Here is an 18,982-nt window from a genome sequence, read left to right as displayed (position 1 = left end):
TTTCAGACCTGGGCACCGGGGGTTGCCGTACCGGGCCGGTGGCGGCGGCCCAGGGTGGAGGCGGCCACCGAGTTGTGCACGGTGAAGGCGATGGTGCCGGGCAGGTAGCGGTCCTCGGACCACTCCACCGGCACCCCCTCCGGATCCGTGGTGCGGCGCCGCTCGCGCAGCAGGACCTGCCCGGGCGGGCAGTCCAGCAGCCGGGCGTCATCGGCGTCGGCCCATGCGAGGTCGATGGTGTGGTCGGCGTCGGTGAGGAGCACGCCGTGGGTGACAAGGGCCTCGGTGTGAGAGACGACATCCGGTGGCAGCCCGGCCACCAGCGCGCCCACCCGGGCCGGGTAGAGGGACCGTTCGACCATGACCGGCTTCCCGGACAGGGTCCGCAGCCGTAGCACCAGGTACACCTCCGCCCCCGCCTCCAGGCCCAGCTGCCCGGCCTCGAAGGGCTCGGCCGGCCGGCGCGTCACACGGTCCACCCGGCCGCCCGGCGTCTCGCCGATGGAGCGGGCCCAGTTGGTGAAGCTCAGCAGCTCCGAGAAGCTCTGCGCCCGGGGGCCGCCGAGCACCGTGCGCCGGGTGCCGCGCCGGGAGGTGACCAGACCGTCCGAACGCAGCACGGCCAGCGCGTGCCGGATGGTGCCCCGGGAGACGCCGTAGCGCTCGGCCAGCGTCCCTTCGGGCGGCAGCTTCGCGCCGGTGGCGTACTCGCCCGCGATGATCGCCTCACGGAGTTCGGCAGCGACCCTCCGGTACCGCAGTTCGCTGTCCGGGCCGCCCTGCTCCTGCCGCACCGTGTCTCCCGAGCCGCTCATGGTCGTGCAGGCCGGGGCCCGGCCTGCACCAGACCCTACCCGCCGGGGAGGACCGGGCCTGGGCCGCAGCCGACGCGCGGTCACGCTCCCGCCGTGCCTCGTCCGGCGTGGACGGTTCCCGCCTCCGCTGGGCGAAGCGGCACGTCTACCGGGCGGTGCCGAAGTCCTGGGTCCAGTAGCTGCCGGGCTGTGCGAGACCGACGCCGATCTCCTTGAACGAGCAGTCGAGAATGTTGGCCTTGTGGCCGGGGCTGGACATCCAGCCCGCCATGACCTGATCGGGAGTGGTGTAACCGTAGGCGACGTTCTCGCCGTAGGTACTCCAGGTGTAGCCGGCGCGGGTGATCCGGTCGCCAGGGGAGGAGCCGTCGGAACCGGTGTGCGACATGTTCCGGTGGGCCGCCATGTCATCGCTGTGGGCCTGCGCGACCTTGGCGAGGGTCGCGTTCAGGGTCAGGGGCGAGCAACCGACCTTGGCGCGCTCGGCGTTGACGAGTTCGACGACGCGGGCGGTGGCCCCGGACGCGGGGGCGGGGGCCGCGGACGCCGGGGCGGGGGCCGCGGACGCCGTGGCGGTGGGGCGTGGAGTGCTCGCGGGGGTGGGGGTCGCGCTCGCCTCCGGGACGCTCGGGGACCCGGTCGCCGTGGGCTTGGGGGCCGCGGTCTTCAGAACGCGGGGACGCGCAGTGGCCTTGGGCTTCGGGCGGGTGTTCTTCGGGGCGCGCGTAACGGCGGTTCGCGTCTGCGACGGCGTCGCGATGGGCACGCTGTCCGCTTCGCCATAGGGGAGGTGCGGCGGATCCGGGCGTTCCCATGAGGCCGAGGTCGTGGCCTTCGCGTCGCTGTGGTGCAGCTTTCCTCCGCCGCCCGGCCAGTCGACGCATGCCAGCGCGACGGTCGGCGCGCCCACGGCTCCCACGGCGACGACCGCCATGATTATTCGCCGGTAGCGGCTGTCCTTGCGATGCTTTCCCATGCGTGACCTCAAGATCCGCTCCTGAACTGCGGCGACACCCTGCCGGTCGATTCTTAGGACGGGGCCACACCGAGGGCAAAGGCCCTTCGTACTACCTCGCCTAGTAGGCCCGGACAGCCCTTGCGGCGGGCGTGAGGGCATGCTGTTTCGGCCCGAGAACCTGTGGAGTGGGCCTGTTGTCTCGTCAGAAGACCGCTCCCCCTGAGGAATGGGTGAGAGTCCCGAGCGAGCGCAATGCCTTCGGATTCGGCCTGCAATATGCCGACACCAAGTCGGACAAATTCCATATGTCGGCTGGGTTGTATCTACTATCCGGCCCGCATAGATCACGGTCCGCTGTGACGGATATCACGGAACTGTCACGCCCTGCGGCACGCAGGCCGGCACTCAGGCGACCCAGCCCGCGTCGACCACGCACGTTGGCGACGCAAGGAGGTGCCGCTCCAACTGCTCGTCGCGGTCGGCCAGGCCTCTGCGCCTGACCTTGGTGCGGCCGACCAGTCGTGAGGGCGACGCGGCGGAGAGCGTCAGATCGTCGTGTGACGGGAGATGCGGTACAGCACGTGGGGACGCAGTGGCCCCTCGGGCGCGGCGGGGTCGTCGAAGTCGTCGGCCGGGTCCCGGGTCATGCCGATCCGGCGCATCACCGCCTGTGAACGGAGGTTGGCGGCCGTTGTCACGGCGAGGATCTCGGGAAGCTCAAGAACGTCGAAGCCGTAGGCCAGGGCCGCCCGTGCGGCCTCCGTGGCGTAGCCCTGGCCCCAGGCCGAGCGGGCAAGCCTCCACCCGATCTCCACTCCGGTGAACGGCATGTCGTCATCCACCTGGTCCAAGCCCGCGAAGCCGATGAACTCGCCCGTGGCCTGTACCTCAACCGCCCACCACCCGTAGCCTCGCCGGTCGAACTCGGTCTGGAACCGTGCCACCGAGGCATCGCTCTGCTCACGGGTGAGCAGGTCGCCCAAGTGCTCCCGGACCTCGGGATCGGCATTCATCGACGCCCACGGTTCAAGGTCGGACTCCCGCCATCGGCGGAGGGAGAGGCGGTCGGTGCGCAGTACAGCCATGCGCCCAGCCAACGGCAGTTCTGACCTCGAGGCAATTCGTTTTCCTCAGAGTGGGGCGAGCAGTGTCGCGCGCCGGTCCGCGTGGTTCGGTTCGCGCCGTACGAGCCCTGCCGCGTCGAGTCCGGAGGCCCGGCGGGTGGCGCCCGAGCGGTCGAGTCGGGCGCCGGGGGTCAGCTCGGCAGGTCTTCGGGGTCCGGTCTGGGCACTCCACAGTCGTTTCGGTCCGCACCCCGGGCGAGGTGCGGACCGATCGCTCAGCCGGTGATGCTGGGGGCGCCCGTTATGTAGTCGAACGGCAAGCGCCCGGGCCGGCTTGGTTCCGGGCTCTTGCGCGGGGAGGATGACCGCACTGGTGGAGGCCAGGGACGGCATCCCGTAGACGGGAGGAGAGGCGAAGTCGAAGCAGTCAGGGTCCCCGGTCACCTTGCGGCGCCAGGCACTCATGCTGTCGCAGCGCGCGGGGGTGCCGAGTGCCGTGGTCCAGGTCTCCAGGAACTGGATGACCGACGTGTGGTCGGTGACCTGGGAGTTGACCAAGCCGCCGCGGCTCCGGGGTGAGACCACGAGCATGGGCACCCGGAATCCGAGTGCGGTCGAGCTGGGCGAGGACCGCGCTCGGCGGAGCGCGCAGGTGGAACAGCCGAGCGCACACAGAGGCGGTCCGGTCCCTTTTCACCGGGCCCGGGACACCTGTCCGTCTCCCCGGGTGGTTGTCAGGAGGGCGCGCCGTCCAGGACGTCCACCTTGCCGGTGTCGAGCGAGTAGTAGGCGCCGACCACGGCAAGGGCGCCCTTGTCCACCAGCGGCGCGAGCTCCTCGTTCGAACGCAGATCCTTCGCGGCCAACTTGACCTGGGCACGGGCCATCGTCTCGACGGGGTCGGCGCCCCCTTCCCGGACCGCCTGCCGGTACGCCGGGCGCAGAGCCCTGACGATCGCCTGCAGATTGCCCGGCAGCGAGTTGCCTTCCCGAAAGGAGTCGTACGCCGCCTTGATGGCGCCGCAGCGTTGGTGTCCGAGGACCACGATGAGCGGAGTGCCACTCGTCATGGGCCCGTACTCGACAGAACCGGTGACCACCGGCCCGACCGCCGTGCCGCCCGTGCGCATCACATAGAGGTCACCGAGGCCCGTGTCGAAGAGCAGTTCAGGCGGCACACGGGAGTCGATGCACGAAAGGATCGACCCGAATGGCTCCTGCTCCTGCGCCACGAGCTGACGCCGGTCCGGGTCCCGGTCGGGATGCTGAAGATCACCGCTCACCCAGCGCCCGTTGCCGTCCATCAGTCTGGTGAACGCGGCGGCGGGCGAGGCCGGCCGTGCTTTCGGTGAAAGGCCTGCCGCCGTCGGTACGGCCCTCACCGTCGAGCGACTTGTGAGCAGGACCGTGGCGCTCGCAAGCCCGCCGGCGAGCAGAGTCCTCCGACTGGGGTGTGCCGCACTGTCCATCGGTCGTTCTCCTTTGCCGGTCGGTTACGTCCATACGCCGTGGGCAGGCCGACTTCTGCCGGCCCTGTTCGCCTGGGGGAGGGGAGCACGGGCCCCGCCCGCCGCAGCCGCACATGGCGGTGCGTTGCCGTCATGACTGATGTGAGCTGTCGCTCGGGCCGAACGCATATGCGCGGCCGCCCGCAGCCCGCAGGAAACCGGTCGGCTCTTGCAGGCCGCAGGCCGGTGTGGGCGTTCAGCGGCAGACGAGCAGGCCCGCGTCGCGCTTGGCGGCGAGGATCCGGCGTACGCTGTCGTTGACCTTGGCGCGGAAGCCGGCGTCTTGCTGCATCCGGGTCTGGATGGCCTGCGTCATCGCCGGTACGACGTCCGGCCGCACCGTCAGGATCATGTTTCCGCCCGCCGCAAGGAAGTTCACCGCGCGCTGGGCCGGAGTGAAGGACCGTACCGCCACCGCGTTGCCGAGATCGTCCGAGATGACCACGCCCTTGAAGCCGAGCTGGGTGCGCAGCAGTTGACCGATGACGGTCGGCGAGAAGGCCGCCAGGTGCCGCGGGTCGATCTTGGTGTATGTGGCGAGCGAGACCATCACGAACGGCGCACCCGCGCGGATGCCGTTCCGGAACGGTGTGAGACTCGAGCTGCCGGCGCTCGTCACCGTGTCCTGCACGTTCGCGGTGGTGTCGGTGTTGCCGAGCACCTGGCCCAGCCCCGGAAAGTGCTTGAACGTGGTCATGACGCCCGACTGTGCGAAGCCACTGGCGAAGGCAATGCTGTGGGAACTCACGACGTCGGGGGTGTGGCCGTACTCACGGTAGAAGTGGCCGATCGGGCCGTTGCGGGTGCCCAGGCCGGCCGGGACGACGTCGGCGACCGGAGCCAGGTCGAGGTTGACCCCGGCAGCCTTCAACTGCTTGGCCCAGTCGGCCGCCCGGCTGCGCAGGGTCGTGGTCGACCAACTGCCCTGGGTCAGCCCGTTGGGCATGGTCGAGAAGCCGGGGCCGCTCAGCACCTGCACCTGGCCGCCCTCCTGGTCGGTGGCGACGATCATTCCCACGCGCTGCCCGCCGACCTGGTCCGCCTGGCTCTGGACGCCGTCTACCAGGGTTTTGGTCGCCCGCGTCCCGGCGGTGCCGCGTCCCGTCAGCATGATGGACCCCACGTGGTTGGCCCGCAGGGTACGCAGTTGAGCCTGGTCGGGGCGAGCCGCGGAGATGCCGCCCATGATGAGCTGTCCCACCCGTTGCGCGGGGGTCATGGCGGAGAAGTACTTGTCGACGCAGGCGGCGGCGGTGAGCGGCGGCGCAAGACTCACGGCACCCGGAGCGGTGTAGGCGGTGGCGGGCGCGGCGATGACGGCCGAAGGAGTGAGGGCGGTGGCCGACGTACCCCCGGTGGCGGGGCTGCCGGGAAGGGAGCCGGTGGCGTAAGGGGCCGCCGCGCCATGGGTTGTCGGGGCGGTTCTGATCGAATCGGTGGCACCCCCGCGTGCGGCCGCTTCGCCGCACGCGGAAGCGGCCAGCACCAGGGAGACCAGCGGGGCCGCGGTACGCAGAGCCGTGGAACGGTGTCTGCGGAGCCGCTGGGCGCGTATCGTCATCGATTCTTCTCCTGTCGTGGATGCACCACGGACCGTCCGGGGCGGCGAGACTCGCGTCGCTTCTGTTGGGCTGAACGGGGGGGCCGTGTCACCCGACCGCGCACGGAGTACGTGTGTTCGGCGCGTCCATCTGTGTGCGGACGGTGCCATGAAACGGGGGGGGCTGGGGTCTGCGGACGCCGTAGGGGAGGGAGACTGGCGGTCCGTCTCCAGTTCCCGACGCACCGGGCCCGTTCCGGTGGATGGCGCCGCATGTCAGGTTTGCCATCTGCCAAAGTCCTGGCTTGCCGGCAGCCGCTCCCTTCGGGCCGCTGGCCGGCTCGGCTCCATCCTGCGGACTAGTCGGTGGCTTTGCAACCCTGGCGAGAGCGTCACTCGAGCGACCGAAGCAGACGACGGCGGCCGCCCGAAGCCCGGCCATCGTCGCCACGGAAGCGGAAGCTTTCCGGCAGAAGCGGAAGCGGAAGACCGGCAGCGCCCGCACCTGCGGACCGGCGGCCTGGTGGAGGACGCACGTGTCCTCCCGCCGAGAGGTCACCAGTCCGGCCGCGCGCAGCTCCGCCAGGTCCTGGGAGGCGGCCGCGACACACGCCTCGATCGGCTCGGCCAGACGGCTGACCGGCAGCTCGCGCTCGCTCGATGCCCACAGCAGCCGGTAGCCCGACGGGTCGGCCGCCGCCTCGAGCGCCACGACCGACCGCCCGGCCCGCTCCTCGTCCCATGGCGCTACTTGCGCTTCCATGCACATACGGCAACCGGCGGTATGGACGACGCCTCCCGCCGTCAGGGGGGTGAGCCATGACGGCATGACGGTCCCGACCCGCGTCCGGACCGTCGTCGGCACCGTCAACACCGCAGCCACCCGCTTTGACCCGGCCCTTACCCACCCCTGGCACACTGCGCGGACCCGGCGAAGGAGAGTACCTGCATGTCAATGGTCGGCAACCTGCGCAAAGTGGCCAGCCTGACGCGTCGCAACCGCCGTCGCGTGGACCTCAGTCATCCCGCCCGCTCCCCGCTCGGCTCGGCCGTCGTCAACTGCGTCATCTACCGCGACGGCGTCCGCCAGGAGACCGCCCCCACCGTGGAGCAGTCCGTCGCCCGGGTCCGCGAACACGGTGACGGCTTCGTCTGGCTCGGCCTGCACGAGCCCACCGAAGCGGAGTTCGCGCGCGTCGCCGAGCTGTTCGGCCTGCACCCGCTCGCCGTCGAGGACGCCGTACAGGCCCATCAGCGGCCCAAGTTGGAGCAGTACGACGACGTGCTGTTCGCCGTCTTCAAGACGGTCACCTACGTCGAGCACGAGCGGCTCACCGCGACCAGCGAGGTCGTCGACACGGGCGAGATCATGGTCTTCACCGGCCCCGACTTCGTCGTCACCGTCCGCCACGGCCGCCACGGCTCCCTCGGCCCCCTGCGGGAGGACCTGGAGGCCGCACCCGAGCAACTCACCAAAGGCCCCTCAGCGGTGCTGCACGCGATCGCGGACCACGTCGTCGACGACTACGTGGGCGTCGCCGACGCCGTCCAGGAGGACATCGACGAGGTCGAGACCGAGGTCTTCTCGCCGAAGGGCACCAAGACCGCGGACGCCGGCCGCATCTACCAGCTCAAGCGCGAACTCCTGGAACTGAGGCGGGCGGTGGTCCCCCTCGGTCGCCCCCTGGAAGTGCTCTCCACGACTCCGCCGCGCACCATCGACGCGGAGATACGGGCGTACTTCCGCGACGTCGCCGACCACCTCGATCGCGTCACCGAGCAGATCACCGGCTTCGACGCCCTGCTGGACTCCATTCTCCAGGCCCACCTCGCGCAGGTCGCCGTCGCCCAGAACGACGACGCCCGCAAGATCACGGCCTGGGCGGCGGTCATCGCCGTACCCACCATGGTCACCGGCATGTACGGCATGAACTTCGAGCACATGCCCGAGCTGCACTGGCGCTACGGCTACCCCCTCGCGCTGAGCGTGATCATCGTGATCTGTGCCGTCATCTACCGCGGGTTCAAGCGCAACGGCTGGCTGTGATCGGTGGGGCCGGGGTACCCCCGCTTCGCGGCGGGGCAAGCGGCCGCCTGCCGGAACCGATGCCGTCGCCTCTCTGCCCCTCCTGAAGCGTTCGTACGCGAAACGTACGACGAACGTACGCGATCGGTACGCCTGACGAAGTAGGATGCCGTCAGGAGGTGTTGATGTCCGAGTTGTTCGACGCGGTCGACGCGCTGGTCGCGTCCCGGTCCCCGTTGCCGCCGCCGGAGGAGCGCAAGCGGCTGCGCCAGGCCCATGGGCTGACGCTCGACGAGGTGGCCGGGGCACTCAAGGTGCGCCGGGCGACGGTGTCCGGCTGGGAGTCCGGCAAGACCGAACCGCGGCCGCCGGAGCGGGAGGCCTACGCGCGACTGCTCCAGCAACTCGCCACGCTGTACCCCGCCCCGGCCGAGACCGCGGCGACCGCCACCGGTGCGGCGCCCGAGACGCCGGACCGCACGCCCGCTCCGGCGGCGCAAGCGCGGACCGTGCCCCGCGATCGGGCGCCCGAGGCTGCGGCCACGGCTCCTTCGAGGACCACCGCACCCCGCGCCGTCGCTCGCGCCGGCGTGTCGGGTCCGGCGGTCGCCGCCGGGCCGTCGTCGACGCCGCGCTGCCCGGCCCGAGAGCAGACGGCCTCCGCGAAGGCCTCGTCGGCTGGAAGTGACCGGTTCGGCAACGGGCCACTGCTCGTGGTCGACGTCGATGACGACCGCCAGGTCACCGGCTACGGCATCGGCGGCCTGGTTCTGGACGTACCCGCCAAGTCGCTGCCCGCGCTGGTGGAGTGGACGCTGAAGGAGGCACGACTGGGGGCCGACAAGCTGCACGGCTCCGGCAAGGACGCCGACCCGCTGCTCGTGCTCACCGCCGCCGCGTGCGAGCGATACGGGCTCTCGACCGAGCTGTCGGAGTCCGAGCGGCTCGCCGGGCGACTCCCGGACGGGCACAAGGTCCTCAAGCAGCTCGACCGCGCCGGCTGGCAGCTCACGAGGCGCGGGTTCGGGCCGTGGGCGAGGATCTACCGCCCCGCCCAGGGACGGGAGCGGCAGTGTGTGCAACTGTGCATCGCGTCGTGGAACGCGCTCGACGCCCGCACCTGGGGCCATGCCGCACAGCTCGAGCCGGCGGAACTCGCCCGGCTGCTGGGTACCTACGCGACCCGGGTGATGACGCCGCGGGGCTCCACGGCAGTCACCGGCCTGGAACTGATGACCGCCCTCAACCCGCCGACCCGTGCGAGTGAGCCGGACGCGAGCGGCAAGCGGCACAAGGAACATCGGCCTGGCTCACTGGGCGAGCACCCGATCGACTGCGCGCCGTGCGAGGCACCCGACGGACACCCGCTGCTCGCCGACCTGCCCCGCTTCCACCAGCGGGGACCCGCTCAGATGCTGTGCGAGGAGGCGTACGACTGGGCACGGGAGCTGACCGACGCGGAGTGTATGAAGCGGTGCCTGGTCGGCATCGACGTCAACCTCGCCTTCGGCGCGGCCGCCAACGGCGCGGTCGTCGGGTTGGCGACTCCGCCCGAGCACGTCACCCACCCCGCCTTCGACCCGACGCTGCCCGGGGCATGGCTGGTCGACCTCTCCCACGTCGACCTCTCCCATGTCCTGGTCGGAAAACAGTGGCGGCACCTGGAAGGCGCTCTGCTGCCCAGCCCGTTCACACCGACCGGCGAGCGCCCGACGGGTCCCGCCTGGTACGCGACCCCGACGGTGGCGTACGCGGTGGAACTCGGCTACGAGGTCGCCCCGATAGAGGCCTGGGTGCGGGGCGAGAAGGGCAGGTTCCTGGACGGCTGGTACAAGCGACTGCGCAACGCCTACGTCGACACCATGCGGGATCTGGGTGTGGACGAGTCGCTGCCCCCGCGGCAGTTCCTCGAGGCGATGGACGGCTGCAAGCAGCGTGATCCGGAAACGGCGATCGTGCTGGACGCCATCAAGTCCACGGTGAAGGGCGGCATCGGCAAACTGCGCGAGCGGGCGCGCGGTGGCGGCTGGAAGCCGGGCCAGGCGTGGCCGGCCCTCGCGCGGCCCACGTGGCGGCCGGACATCCGTGCCGTCGTCATCTCCCGGGCCCGCATCAACATGCACCGCAAGATGCTGGCCCTCGCCGCGGCCACCGGCCGCTACCCGGTGGCGATCCTCTCGGACTGCGCCGTGTACGCCGCCGACGGGCCGTCCCCGCTGGACGTCCTGCCGTACGACGCCGACGGCAGGACGGTGCCCGGCTCCTTCCGGCTGGGGGTGTCGCCGGGGATGGTCAAGCACGAGGGTACTCAGACCACCCTGTGGGCGGAGGAAGTGCGCGAGCGGTACGGCCAGGCCCTCAACCTCGCCCGCTACATCAAGACAGGCGAGGTCACCGCCAAGGACGACGGAGAGTAGGAGACGAGGGCCGATGGACAGGGTCGGGGACGGCCTCGACGCCGTACTGGAGAAGGCGTTCACCCGTCCGATCCCCAAAAGGGCGGGCGCGCAGATGCGGTACCTGGTCAGACAGCTCAAGGGCACCAGGGCGGTGGCCGAGCTGCTCGGCATCACCCAGCGAACCGTCGAGCGGTATGTGAAGGACCAGATCAAAAGGCCGCGGCCGGAGTTGGCGCAGCGCATAGAGCGTGAGGTCAGGAAGCGGTGGCAGCCGCAGATCCGCGCCAAGGCCAAGCAGGACGCCGCCACCACCGGCGGCATCGTGATCGACACTCGCGCCCGGTTCGGGTACACCGCCGCCCCCGGCAGCACCGACGACGCCCGGCTGCGCCACCTCACCGTCGCGCTGCCCCCGCAGTACGCCGCCCGCCTCTTCGAGACGAAGGACGCCGGCGGCACCGAGCAGCAACTGCGGGACATCGCGGCCGAGGGCCTCCAGGAGATCTACTTCAAGGACCAAGGGCGCCGGGCCCAGGGCCTGCTGGTGGAGTTCACCGATGTGGAGCAGGTGGAGTTCGACCTGTAGGCACACCGCGACGGAGCTTGCCACGTCCAGGAGGCCCGATCGAACCCGGCGGTTGCGTACGAGACGTGACACAGACCGGCGACCCGCACGTCCGGCTCCGCGCCCCACCGGCTCAACAGCCGCGCCACACGGACCAGGTGTTCCAGGAGCGTTCCTCCGGATGCGGCATCCGGTCCGCGCCTCGGGCGGCCGGGAACCCTGTGATCTTTGGCCGGTCCGTCGCGCGGCCGGGGCCGCCTGCGGGGGAGTGTCCGCCGGTGGGGGATGGGCGCTGCATCACACCTGCTGATGCACCGCGCGGGCCACCTGGGCCACGAGGCGGGCCGTGACCGGGGTGCCGACGCCGTGAGCGGCCGCGGCCCGCAGGACGGCTCCGCCGATGGCATCGAGTTCGAGCGGGCGTCCTGCCTCGGCGTCGCGCTGCATCGAGGACTTCATCGTCTGCGGGGCACGGTCGAAGAAGGAGAGCACGGCGTCGGTGGTCGCGGCCGCGCCCGCGGCCCGCGCCACGGTGGTGATCTCGTCGAGGACGGCGAGCAGTTCCGGTCGGTGCTCGGTGCGGACGGTGCCGACATCCGTCCGGTGGGAGGTGGTCAGCAGGGCGAAGGGAGCGAGGAAGGCGAGCTTGTCCCAGAGCATCGCGTCCTCGTCGTCGCGCAGGCAGACACCGAGGCCGGCTTGACGCAGCCGGTCAGCCAACTCGGCTGCCGGAGCGGCCAGTTCGATGTCGGCGAACGGGCTGGTGTGGACGATGCGCCCAGGGGAGACGCGGGTGGCCTCGACTCGGATCGTCCCGGCGACGACCCGGCCCGTCGGGTAGCGCCCGCGGATCACGGCGAGGTGGTCGAGTCCGTTGAGCAGCGGAACCACGACGGCGTCGCCGAGCACATGGGGCGGCACGCGGTCGAGCGCCGTCGCGAGGGCGGTCTGCTTGACGGTCACGAACAGCACATCCACCGGCTCGCGCAGCCGGGTGTCGGCCTCCACCGCCGCGGTGAAGTCACCGTACCGCGTGCTCTCGACACGCAGGCCGTCCCGGCGCAGCACGGCTGCGGTCTCCTCGCCGGCCAGGCAGAGGACGCGGTGCCCGTCGCGGGCGAGCAGACCGCCGACCAGACCGCCGATGCCGCCCGGACCGAGGACGGCCACCGTCAGAGGGGAAGTGGTCACGTGGGCTCCTGTCCTTGGGAGAACGATGTGTTGTGGGTCGGCACCCGCCCTGCGTCCGTGGGTCCGGACCGCGGTGGAAGCTCGGGGCGGGTTGCCGCCCTGGGCCCTGGACCGATGATCAAGCACCCCTGAAGCCCAAGTCAATGCAGGTGTCTGCTGGGGAGCCCCCAGGCAATGCCTTGGGGGCTCGTGACACTCGACGATCTCCGCGTTCTCGCCGTGGTCTGCCGGACCGGCTCACTGAGCGCCGCCGCCCGCGACCTGACCTGCACGCAGTCCGCGATCGGTCAGCACGTGAAGCGGCTTGAGCGGGAAATCGGCCTCAGCCTGCTCGAGCGCCGACCACGGGTCGCGCCAGAGGTCAGGACGTGCAGGTGGGCACGTCGTCGAGCCAGGCCGGGCCCTGGATGTAGATGTTGGTGACCCAGGCCCGGTAGTCGGGGAGATAGGACCAGGCGTCGTTGGTGTATCCGTCGGCGGTGACGACTTCCGCGTGCTTCTGGCACTCGACCCGGATCGTGGTCGGGCCCGGGAAGGCGTACACCCGTGCCGCCTTTGTGGACGGCTGGGCCTTTGTCCAGACACCGGTGCCCCAGGTATGGAACACATGCCCGGTCACCGCACCGGTGTTGACGCGCAGCGCGCCGAAGTAGTCGCCGCCGAGGCGGACGTCACTGACCATCAGCTTGGTGCCCGACTGCCGTGCCTCGACCATCTTGCCCGCGCCCAGGTAGATCGCGATGTGGTGCAGGTCCTGTGAGGTGCCCCAGGCGAGCAGGTCGCCGGGCAGCAGCGGGGCGAGACCCTGAGCGGCCGTGAAGCGGGAGGCGGCGCGGGCCGTGTAGTACTGGGCGCCGGCGTCGCCGTTGAGGATGTCGGACCCGGCGGCCTGCGCGTAGGCGTAGCGCACCAGCCCCGAGCAGTCGAAGCCGAGCCGTTCGGGATCGTGTTCGCTGGCCGGGTCGGTCGGGTCGACCTGACCGTAGGTGGCGCCCGGCCGCGTGCCGTGGCCGCCACCCCAGGTGTACCAGACCCCCGCCGCCACCTGGGCGCAGGCCGCGGCGATCGCCTGCTCGGCCCCCGCGGAGGCGCCCGGCGCGAGGACGGCGCACCTTTCGTCGTCGTGCGGTGCGGTGATGGTGGTGGGCGTCCGCTCGGCCGCATCCGCCGAGGAGGCGGACGCCCAGGTGATCAGGGTGAGTACGCCGATGACGGCGCCGATGAGACCGGTCCTGTCGCGCATGCCGGTACCCCCGTTCCTGTCGTGGATGTGCAGTGGTCGTCAGCGGTTCCCCGCCGCGGCGAAGGACGCCGCAGCGCCGGTGTGCGGGCGCCGCTCGGTGTCCAGGCTGCCGATCGGCCGCAGGGCCGGTCGACGCCGGCGCGGCACCCTCTTCGGGAGGGCGACGGGAAACCCTTGGGAAACCCCCGCCCGGCACGGCGGTCGCGGGCTCAAGTGCGGCCGCAGGCCTGCGCGACGGACACGCCGGCACCGGGGGTGAGCCCCACGGTCGCGTTGCGGCCGGCGGACTCGAGCAGTCGGCAGACCTGTGCCAGCCGCGCGGAGAGGTCCAGGTCCCACAGCCGGACGGTGCCGTCGTTGCTGCTGCTGGCCACCGTCCGCCCGTCCGGGGAGAAGACCACGCCCCACACCGCGTTGGTGTGTCCGGTCAGGGCGGCCCAGGCGCGTCGCCCCCGTACGTCCCACAGCCGCACCGTCCGGTCGCTGCCGCTGCTCGCCAGCAGACGGCCGTCCGGTGAGAAGGCGATGCCCCGCACCGCCCCGGCATGGCCGGTCAGGGAGGCCTCCGGTCGGTTCCGGCTGAGGTCCCACAGGCGTACGGTGCCGTCGTTGCCTCCGCTGGCCAGCGTGCGCCCGTCGGGGCTGTAGGCCACCGCGCGCACCGCACCGGTGTGGCCGGTGAGTGTGGCGGTGGGGCGGTGGGTGGCCACATCCCACAGCCGTACGGTCAGATCGTCGCCGGCGCTGGCGAGGGTGCGTCCGTCGGGACTGAAGACCACGTCGTTGACGAAGTCGGTGTGCCCGGTGAGCACGGCGAGCGGGCGGCGGGTCGCAACGTCCCACAGGCGTACGGTGCCGTCGGATCCTCCCGACGCCAGCGTGCGGCCGTCGGGAGCGAACGCCACCGCGAACACGCTTCCGTGGTGGCCTTCGAGCACGGCGAGCGGGCGGCGGGTCGCAACGTCCCACAGGCGTACGGTGCCGTCGGATCCCGCCGACCCCAGCGTGCGGCCGTCAGGAGCGAAGGCCACCGAGACCACGCTCTCGCGATGGCCGGTCAGGGTGGCCAGCGGCCGTCGCGGGGCCACGTCCCACAGCCGTACCGTGTGATCGGTGTCGGCGGTGGCCAGCAGCTTCCCGTCCGGGCTGTAGGCGGCGTGCGAGACCTCGGTGAACGGCGGTGCGGCGAGCGCGCGGCCCCTGAGGTCCCACAGTACGACGGACTGGTCGAAGCCCGCGGTGGCCAGCAGGGTCCCGCCGCCGTTCACCGCCACACCGAGCACGTAGTCCGTGTGCCCGGCCAGCGTTGCGGTCGGCCGTCCGCTGCGCACGTCCCACAGCCGGGTCGTGCCGTCGCCCCCCGCGCTGACGACACTCGCACCATCGGGTGTCCAGGCGACGCCATTGACGTCGTCACCGTGTCCGGTCAGTGTCGCGGTCGGCCGGTGCGCGGCCACGTCCCAGAGCCGCACGGTCCGGTCCACGCCTCCCGAGGCCAGGCTGTGCCCGTCCGGTGAGAACGCCACGCCCAGCACCTCGTCGGTGTGGCCGCGCAGTTCGGCGACGGGGCGCGCCGCGTCGGTGCTCCACAGCCGTACGGTGCGGTCGGAGCCGGCCGAGGCCAGCGTCCGGCCGTCAGGGGAGTACGACAGCGCGGTGACGGTCCCGGAGTGACCGCTGAGCACCGCACGGGCCCGGTGGCCGGGGCCGGTGTCCCACAACTGCACCGTACCGTCGCCGCCCGCGACGGCGAGCGTATGGCCGCGGGGGTCGAAGGCCACCGCTCGGGCGCCCGCGGTCCGTTCGGGCAGCACGGTCTGTGTCCGTCGGCCGCCCGTGAGCCATAACCGCACCGGGCCGCCTGTCGAACCGGCCGCGAGGCTACGGCCGTCGGGGCTGAAGGCGACCGAGCGTACCCGCCCGGGCAAGGTGAGCGTGGCGACGGTGCGGTGGTCGGACAAGCGCCGCAGCTTCACGGTTCCGTCGGAACTCGCCGTTGCCAGCAGCCGGCCGTCCGGCGAGAAGGCGAGGGCGTTGACCGGTCCTCGGTGGCCGCCGAGCCGGCCGGCGAACGGCTGGGCCTGGGTGCTCAGCAGGGCACCGCGTGCCTCGGCCGTGGCGCGGGCCCGGTAGGCCGCCACCGCCAGCACCATCGAGGCCTCGGGCCGGCCGCCGGCCAGCGAGGTGGACTGCAGGGCGAGGGCCTGGGAGCGGGAGACATGCTCCTGCTCCAGCGCTGCCGTGCGCTGCCGATAGGCCAGGCCGCCCGCGGCCAGGGCGAGACCGAGCAGGGCGACGAGCGTGGCGAGCATGGCGTCGCGCAGCCGTTCCTGACGCCGGGACCGCCGCTGCCGTGCCTTCTCCTCGGCGCAACTCGCCTGCAGAAACGCCTTTTCTCCCCGGCTGAGGCGGATCGAGCCGTCCAGTTCATCGGCCCAGGAGCGTGCCGTCTCCAGCCGGGTGCCCCGGTACAGGGCGGAGGCGTCGCAGCCCTCCCGCTCCCAGTCCGCGGCGGCATGGGCGAGCTGCTGGTGGATCAGGAGGCCGGCCCGGTCCGCGTGGATCCAGTCGCGCAACCGTGGCCAGGCGTGCAGCAGTGCCTCGTGGGTGATCTCGACCATGTCGTGGTCCACGGTGATCAGCCGCGCCCGTACGAAGGCGTCGAGCGCCGCGGCGACATCGTCCGTGTCGCCGAGCTGCTCCATCAGAACGGTACGGCTCGTACGGCGCCGGGTGGCGCTGGTGTCCTTGGAGACGTGCACCAGCCGGGACAGGACACGCCGGATCGTCCTCTGCTCGGCCGGATGCAACCGGGCGAACACATCCTCGGCGGTGCGGGCGACCGCACCCCGGATGCCGCCCGCGCGTTCGTACCCGGCGACGGTCAACGTGGACCGCTCCCGGTGCTGCCAGGTGGCCAGCAGTGCATGGGACACCAGGGGGAGCAACCCGGACGGCGTCTCCTGGACCCCAGCGCCGCCGTGGTCGGCCGTATCGGGCTCTTCGCGCAGCCCGGCGTCGCTCAGCAGCAGCGGCACCAACCCGGGTTCGAGCGTGACGCCCGCGAGTTCCGCGGGCCGGGTGATCGACTCGCGCAGCTCCGCGACCGACATCGGGGGCAGCGCGAACAGCCCGTCGGTGAACACCGGGGCGAGTTCCGGCAGTTCCAGGCACCGTCCGGAGAAGTCCGCCCGCAGCCCGAGCACCACCACGGCAGGGTCGTACGCCTGCTCGGAGGGTGGGGACGTGGCCAGTGCGCACAGCACCCGGGTGTAGGCGCGGCGTTCGCCCTCGTCCGTACAGAGGGTGAACAGCTCCTCGAACTGGTCCACGAGCAGCACCGGGCACACCGGCGCCGGCCTGCGGCCGTCGACGTCGGCCTCCGGCCGCCCCGCGTCCGTCATCCGGTGGACCGCCTCCAACAGCGCCCGGGGTCGGGCGCGGAGTTCGGGAAGGCTCAGGCGCAGATCACAGCCCAGCGTCTTTGCCGTGCGCTCCAGCAACTCCTCCAAGGGGCGTGCGGTGGGCGTGAGGGAGACCACCGGCCAGCGGTCCGCGCCCGGCATCGGAAAACGGCCGGGGCGCCCGAGAGCGGGCACCAGCCCGGCACTGAGCAGAGAGGACTTGCCCGCACCCGAGGGGGCCATCAGCATCAGCGGCCCGATGCCGATGCGCTGGAAGAGCCGCTCGACGAGCGCGGCGGTCGCGCGTTCCCTGCCGAAGAACCACTCGGCGTCCTGTGCGGTGAACGCCGACAGTCCGCGATAGGGGCAGGCGGGGGCGCCGATATCGTTGTCATGGATCTGCCCCCGGGCGGACGCCGCCTCCGCCAGGGCGAGCAACTCGCCCTCGGCGGCGAGGATACGGTCACAGCGGCGGGCGACATCGACGGTCGGAGGCTTCGCACCCGTCTCGATCTTGCTCAGGTAGCCCTTGCTGTAGTGGGTCTGTCGGGCCAGATCAGCCAGAGACAGCCCGCGTTGCCGTCTCAACCGTCTCAGCCGGACGGCGAAGGCCGGGGCCGTCGCCCCCGGCCCTTCCGGTTCGTTGCCGTCGTGATCGTGTGCTGCCTGCTGTGGCTCCCTCAAGGCGTCCCCCATGGCATCCCGTGCCCTTGCCGTGAGACGGCGGGTGCCCAGACTACGTTCCGGGCGGGATGCGAGGCGAAGCGCTTCACTCGTAAGTGGCGCAAACACGCGCTTCCGGAACCACCCTGGACGGGGCGGTTCCGGAAGCGCGTGTGCGTGGCCGGTCAGGGCCGGTTGAGCGTGATGGAGTTGATCGGCGTGAGGTCGGCCCACACACCCGTCTGCTGGGCGAACGAGGCTCCGCAGCCCTTGCCGTCGGAACCCGTGCACAGGCTGGCGGTCGCGCCGCCGTACTGGTTGTTGAGGACCCAGTGCCATCCGTACTGGTTGCTCAGGTTGTGGGGGCCGTAGCTGTAGAAGACCTGGCTGGGCGATACGGCCGGATTCTGGTTCTGCGGGTAGACGCAGACCGCGCCGGACGGGCAGCCGGCCCAGTCAGCCGCCGGCTTGGCCTGGGCCGCTCCGCCCAGTGCCACCACGGCGGCAGCGGCGGTCGCGAACGCGGCGGCGCCGCGGAAGATGCTGCGCATGGTTGTTCCCCTCTTGCGGTGTCCCGCGGAGCGCAGGACGTGCTTGGTGCTGACGGCTCCAGCCTGGGCACGCGGCACCGCGCGGTCGACGGGTTTCCCGTTGCCCGATGATTCGGGCGGCAGGGAAACCGCCGGGCTCAAGGACTTTCGGAGGGAGGCCCGAGGCGGCAATGACGTTCGCCGGCCGGCCCCGCACCGCCTCGGGTGCCGCGGCGGCGCCTCACCCCTCAGCCCTGGGCGACCAGCCGGGCGGACCGAACAGATACCCGGCCCGGTCGCGCCAGCGCCGCGCCCCACGGACGTCGCGCCAGGCGGCCGCGTACTCGTGAAAAGCGACCCGCAGCGGGTTGTAGGTGTCGATGTTCCTCGTCAGCCCGTACACCGCCCGCTCGCCCTCGGGCTCGAAGGTGCGGAAGAGCCGGTCCCAGACGATGAGGATCCCGCCGTAATTGCGGTCCAGATAGACGCGGTTCGACCCGTGGTGCACGCGGTGGTGGGAGGGGGTGTTGAAAACCCACTCCACCGGCCGCCACAGCTTGTCCACCCGTTCGGTGTGCAGGAAGAACTGGTAGATCAGACTGACGGACTGCTCGAGCAGGATCATCCAGGGCGGAATGCCGACCAGCGCAAGCGGCAGCCAGAACGGCAGGGCCGTCATCGGCGTCCAGCTCTGCCTGAGAGCCGTGGACAGATTGAAGTGAAGGCTGGAGTGGTGGACCACATGGCTCGCCCACAGCACCCGCACCCGGTGATGGGCGCGATGGAAGGCGTAGTACGCGAGGTCCTCGGCGAAGAACAGCAGCACCCACGTCCAGCCGGAGGCAGGCGGGAGGTGCCATGGCGAGACGGTGAAGAGAGCCGCGTACATGACGACCGTCACCGCCTTCCACGGCAGTGCGATGACCTGGCTGCCGACGCCCATGGACATGCTCGTCACGGTGTCGCGCACCGCGTAGCCGCGCCCGTCGTCATCCGGGAGGAAGCGGTAGGAGAAAGCCTCGACGACGACCAGGAGTACGAACGCCGGTATCGCGTAGACCACGGCCGGGATCATG

Annotated in this window: 15 protein-coding genes and 2 pseudogenes; 5 read left to right on the top strand and 12 right to left on the bottom strand. The window is 71.4% G+C overall.

The genetic code is table 11. From position 1 onward, the window contains the following. Positions 1 to 2: 2 nt before the first annotated feature. From ACIP94_RS35060 to ACIP94_RS35035, 6 genes and pseudogenes are all read right to left on the bottom strand, one after another. Positions 3 to 815 (bottom strand): GntR family transcriptional regulator, encoded by an 813-nt coding sequence (locus tag ACIP94_RS35060; protein ID WP_402435023.1) that lies wholly within the window; start codon positions 813 to 815, stop codon positions 3 to 5. A gap of 145 nt (positions 816 to 960) precedes the next feature. Then, complete coding sequence (locus ACIP94_RS35055) at positions 961 to 1,791, bottom strand: CAP domain-containing protein (protein WP_402435020.1); 831 nt, start codon at positions 1,789 to 1,791, stop codon at positions 961 to 963. Positions 1,792 to 2,318: 527 nt separating this feature from the next. Then, complete coding sequence (locus tag ACIP94_RS35050) at positions 2,319 to 2,858, bottom strand: GNAT family N-acetyltransferase (RefSeq protein WP_402435017.1); 540 nt, start codon at positions 2,856 to 2,858, stop codon at positions 2,319 to 2,321. Positions 2,859 to 3,155: 297 nt separating this feature from the next. Next, positions 3,156 to 3,446, bottom strand: a pseudogene (locus ACIP94_RS35045) (alkaline phosphatase family protein); the annotation flags it as partial. A gap of 125 nt (positions 3,447 to 3,571) precedes the next feature. Next, complete coding sequence (locus tag ACIP94_RS35040; protein WP_402435014.1) at positions 3,572 to 4,141, bottom strand: carbonic anhydrase; 570 nt, start codon at positions 4,139 to 4,141, stop codon at positions 3,572 to 3,574. 400 nt (positions 4,142 to 4,541) lie between these two features. Next, entirely contained in the window at positions 4,542 to 5,906 is a 1,365-nt protein-coding gene (locus tag ACIP94_RS35035) for a glycoside hydrolase family 3 N-terminal domain-containing protein (RefSeq protein WP_402435011.1), read from the bottom strand. A gap of 515 nt (positions 5,907 to 6,421) precedes the next feature. On the opposite strand from ACIP94_RS35035, the gene ACIP94_RS35030 reads away from it, so the two are divergent. The 4 genes from ACIP94_RS35030 (at position 6,422) to tpg (ending at position 10,896) form a co-directional block, all read left to right on the top strand. After that, positions 6,422 to 6,565: a hypothetical protein gene (locus ACIP94_RS35030; RefSeq protein ID WP_402435009.1), complete on the top strand. Its 144-nt coding sequence runs from the start codon at positions 6,422 to 6,424 to the stop codon at positions 6,563 to 6,565. A 269-nt stretch (positions 6,566 to 6,834) separates the two neighbouring features. Next, positions 6,835 to 7,932, top strand: coding sequence for a magnesium/cobalt transporter CorA (corA, locus tag ACIP94_RS35025; protein ID WP_402435006.1), 1,098 nt, complete (start codon positions 6,835 to 6,837; stop codon positions 7,930 to 7,932). 164 nt (positions 7,933 to 8,096) lie between these two features. Further along, positions 8,097 to 10,328 (top strand): telomere-associated protein Tap, encoded by a 2,232-nt coding sequence (gene tap, locus ACIP94_RS35020; protein ID WP_402435003.1) that lies wholly within the window; start codon positions 8,097 to 8,099, stop codon positions 10,326 to 10,328. A gap of 13 nt (positions 10,329 to 10,341) precedes the next feature. Continuing rightward, positions 10,342 to 10,896 carry a telomere-protecting terminal protein Tpg gene (tpg, locus tag ACIP94_RS35015; RefSeq protein ID WP_402435000.1) on the top strand — a complete coding sequence of 185 codons (555 nt, stop codon included), beginning with the start codon at positions 10,342 to 10,344 and terminating at the stop codon, positions 10,894 to 10,896. Here the strand turns inward: tpg and ACIP94_RS35010 are convergent. Further along, positions 10,815 to 11,282, bottom strand: a complete 468-nt coding sequence (locus ACIP94_RS35010; RefSeq protein WP_402434997.1) for a DUF6817 domain-containing protein — start codon at positions 11,280 to 11,282, stop codon at positions 10,815 to 10,817. The genes tpg and ACIP94_RS35010 overlap by 82 nt on opposite strands. Next, a complete protein-coding gene (locus ACIP94_RS35005; protein ID WP_402434994.1) occupies positions 11,173 to 12,066 on the bottom strand; it encodes a ketopantoate reductase family protein in 894 nt (297 codons plus the stop codon). The genes ACIP94_RS35010 and ACIP94_RS35005 overlap by 110 nt, the downstream gene beginning before the upstream one ends. A 189-nt stretch (positions 12,067 to 12,255) precedes the next feature. Here ACIP94_RS35005 and ACIP94_RS35000 point away from each other — a divergent pair. Beyond that, positions 12,256 to 12,423: pseudogene (locus ACIP94_RS35000) on the top strand (LysR family transcriptional regulator); the annotation flags it as partial. Between the two features lie 4 nt (positions 12,424 to 12,427). Here ACIP94_RS35000 and ACIP94_RS34995 read toward each other — a convergent pair. The 4 genes from ACIP94_RS34995 to ACIP94_RS34980 form a co-directional block, all read right to left on the bottom strand. Further along, positions 12,428 to 13,309 (bottom strand): NlpC/P60 family protein, encoded by an 882-nt coding sequence (locus tag ACIP94_RS34995; protein ID WP_402434991.1) that lies wholly within the window; start codon positions 13,307 to 13,309, stop codon positions 12,428 to 12,430. Positions 13,310 to 13,518: 209 nt separating this feature from the next. Then, entirely contained in the window at positions 13,519 to 17,409 is a 3,891-nt protein-coding gene (locus tag ACIP94_RS34990; RefSeq protein WP_402434986.1) for a helix-turn-helix domain-containing protein, read from the bottom strand. Positions 17,410 to 17,561: 152 nt separating this feature from the next. Continuing rightward, positions 17,562 to 17,927 carry a hypothetical protein gene (locus ACIP94_RS34985; RefSeq protein ID WP_402434982.1) on the bottom strand — a complete coding sequence of 122 codons (366 nt, stop codon included), beginning with the start codon at positions 17,925 to 17,927 and terminating at the stop codon, positions 17,562 to 17,564. Between the two features lie 220 nt (positions 17,928 to 18,147). After that, positions 18,148 to 18,981, bottom strand: coding sequence for a sterol desaturase family protein (locus ACIP94_RS34980; RefSeq protein WP_402434979.1), 834 nt, complete (start codon positions 18,979 to 18,981; stop codon positions 18,148 to 18,150). Between the last annotated feature and the right edge of the window lies 1 nt (position 18,982).

The organism is Streptomyces sp. NPDC093261, from assembly GCF_044753645.1.
GTDB lineage: Bacteria > Actinomycetota > Actinomycetes > Streptomycetales > Streptomycetaceae > Streptomyces.
This window is presented reverse-complemented; position numbering and strand designations above follow the sequence as displayed.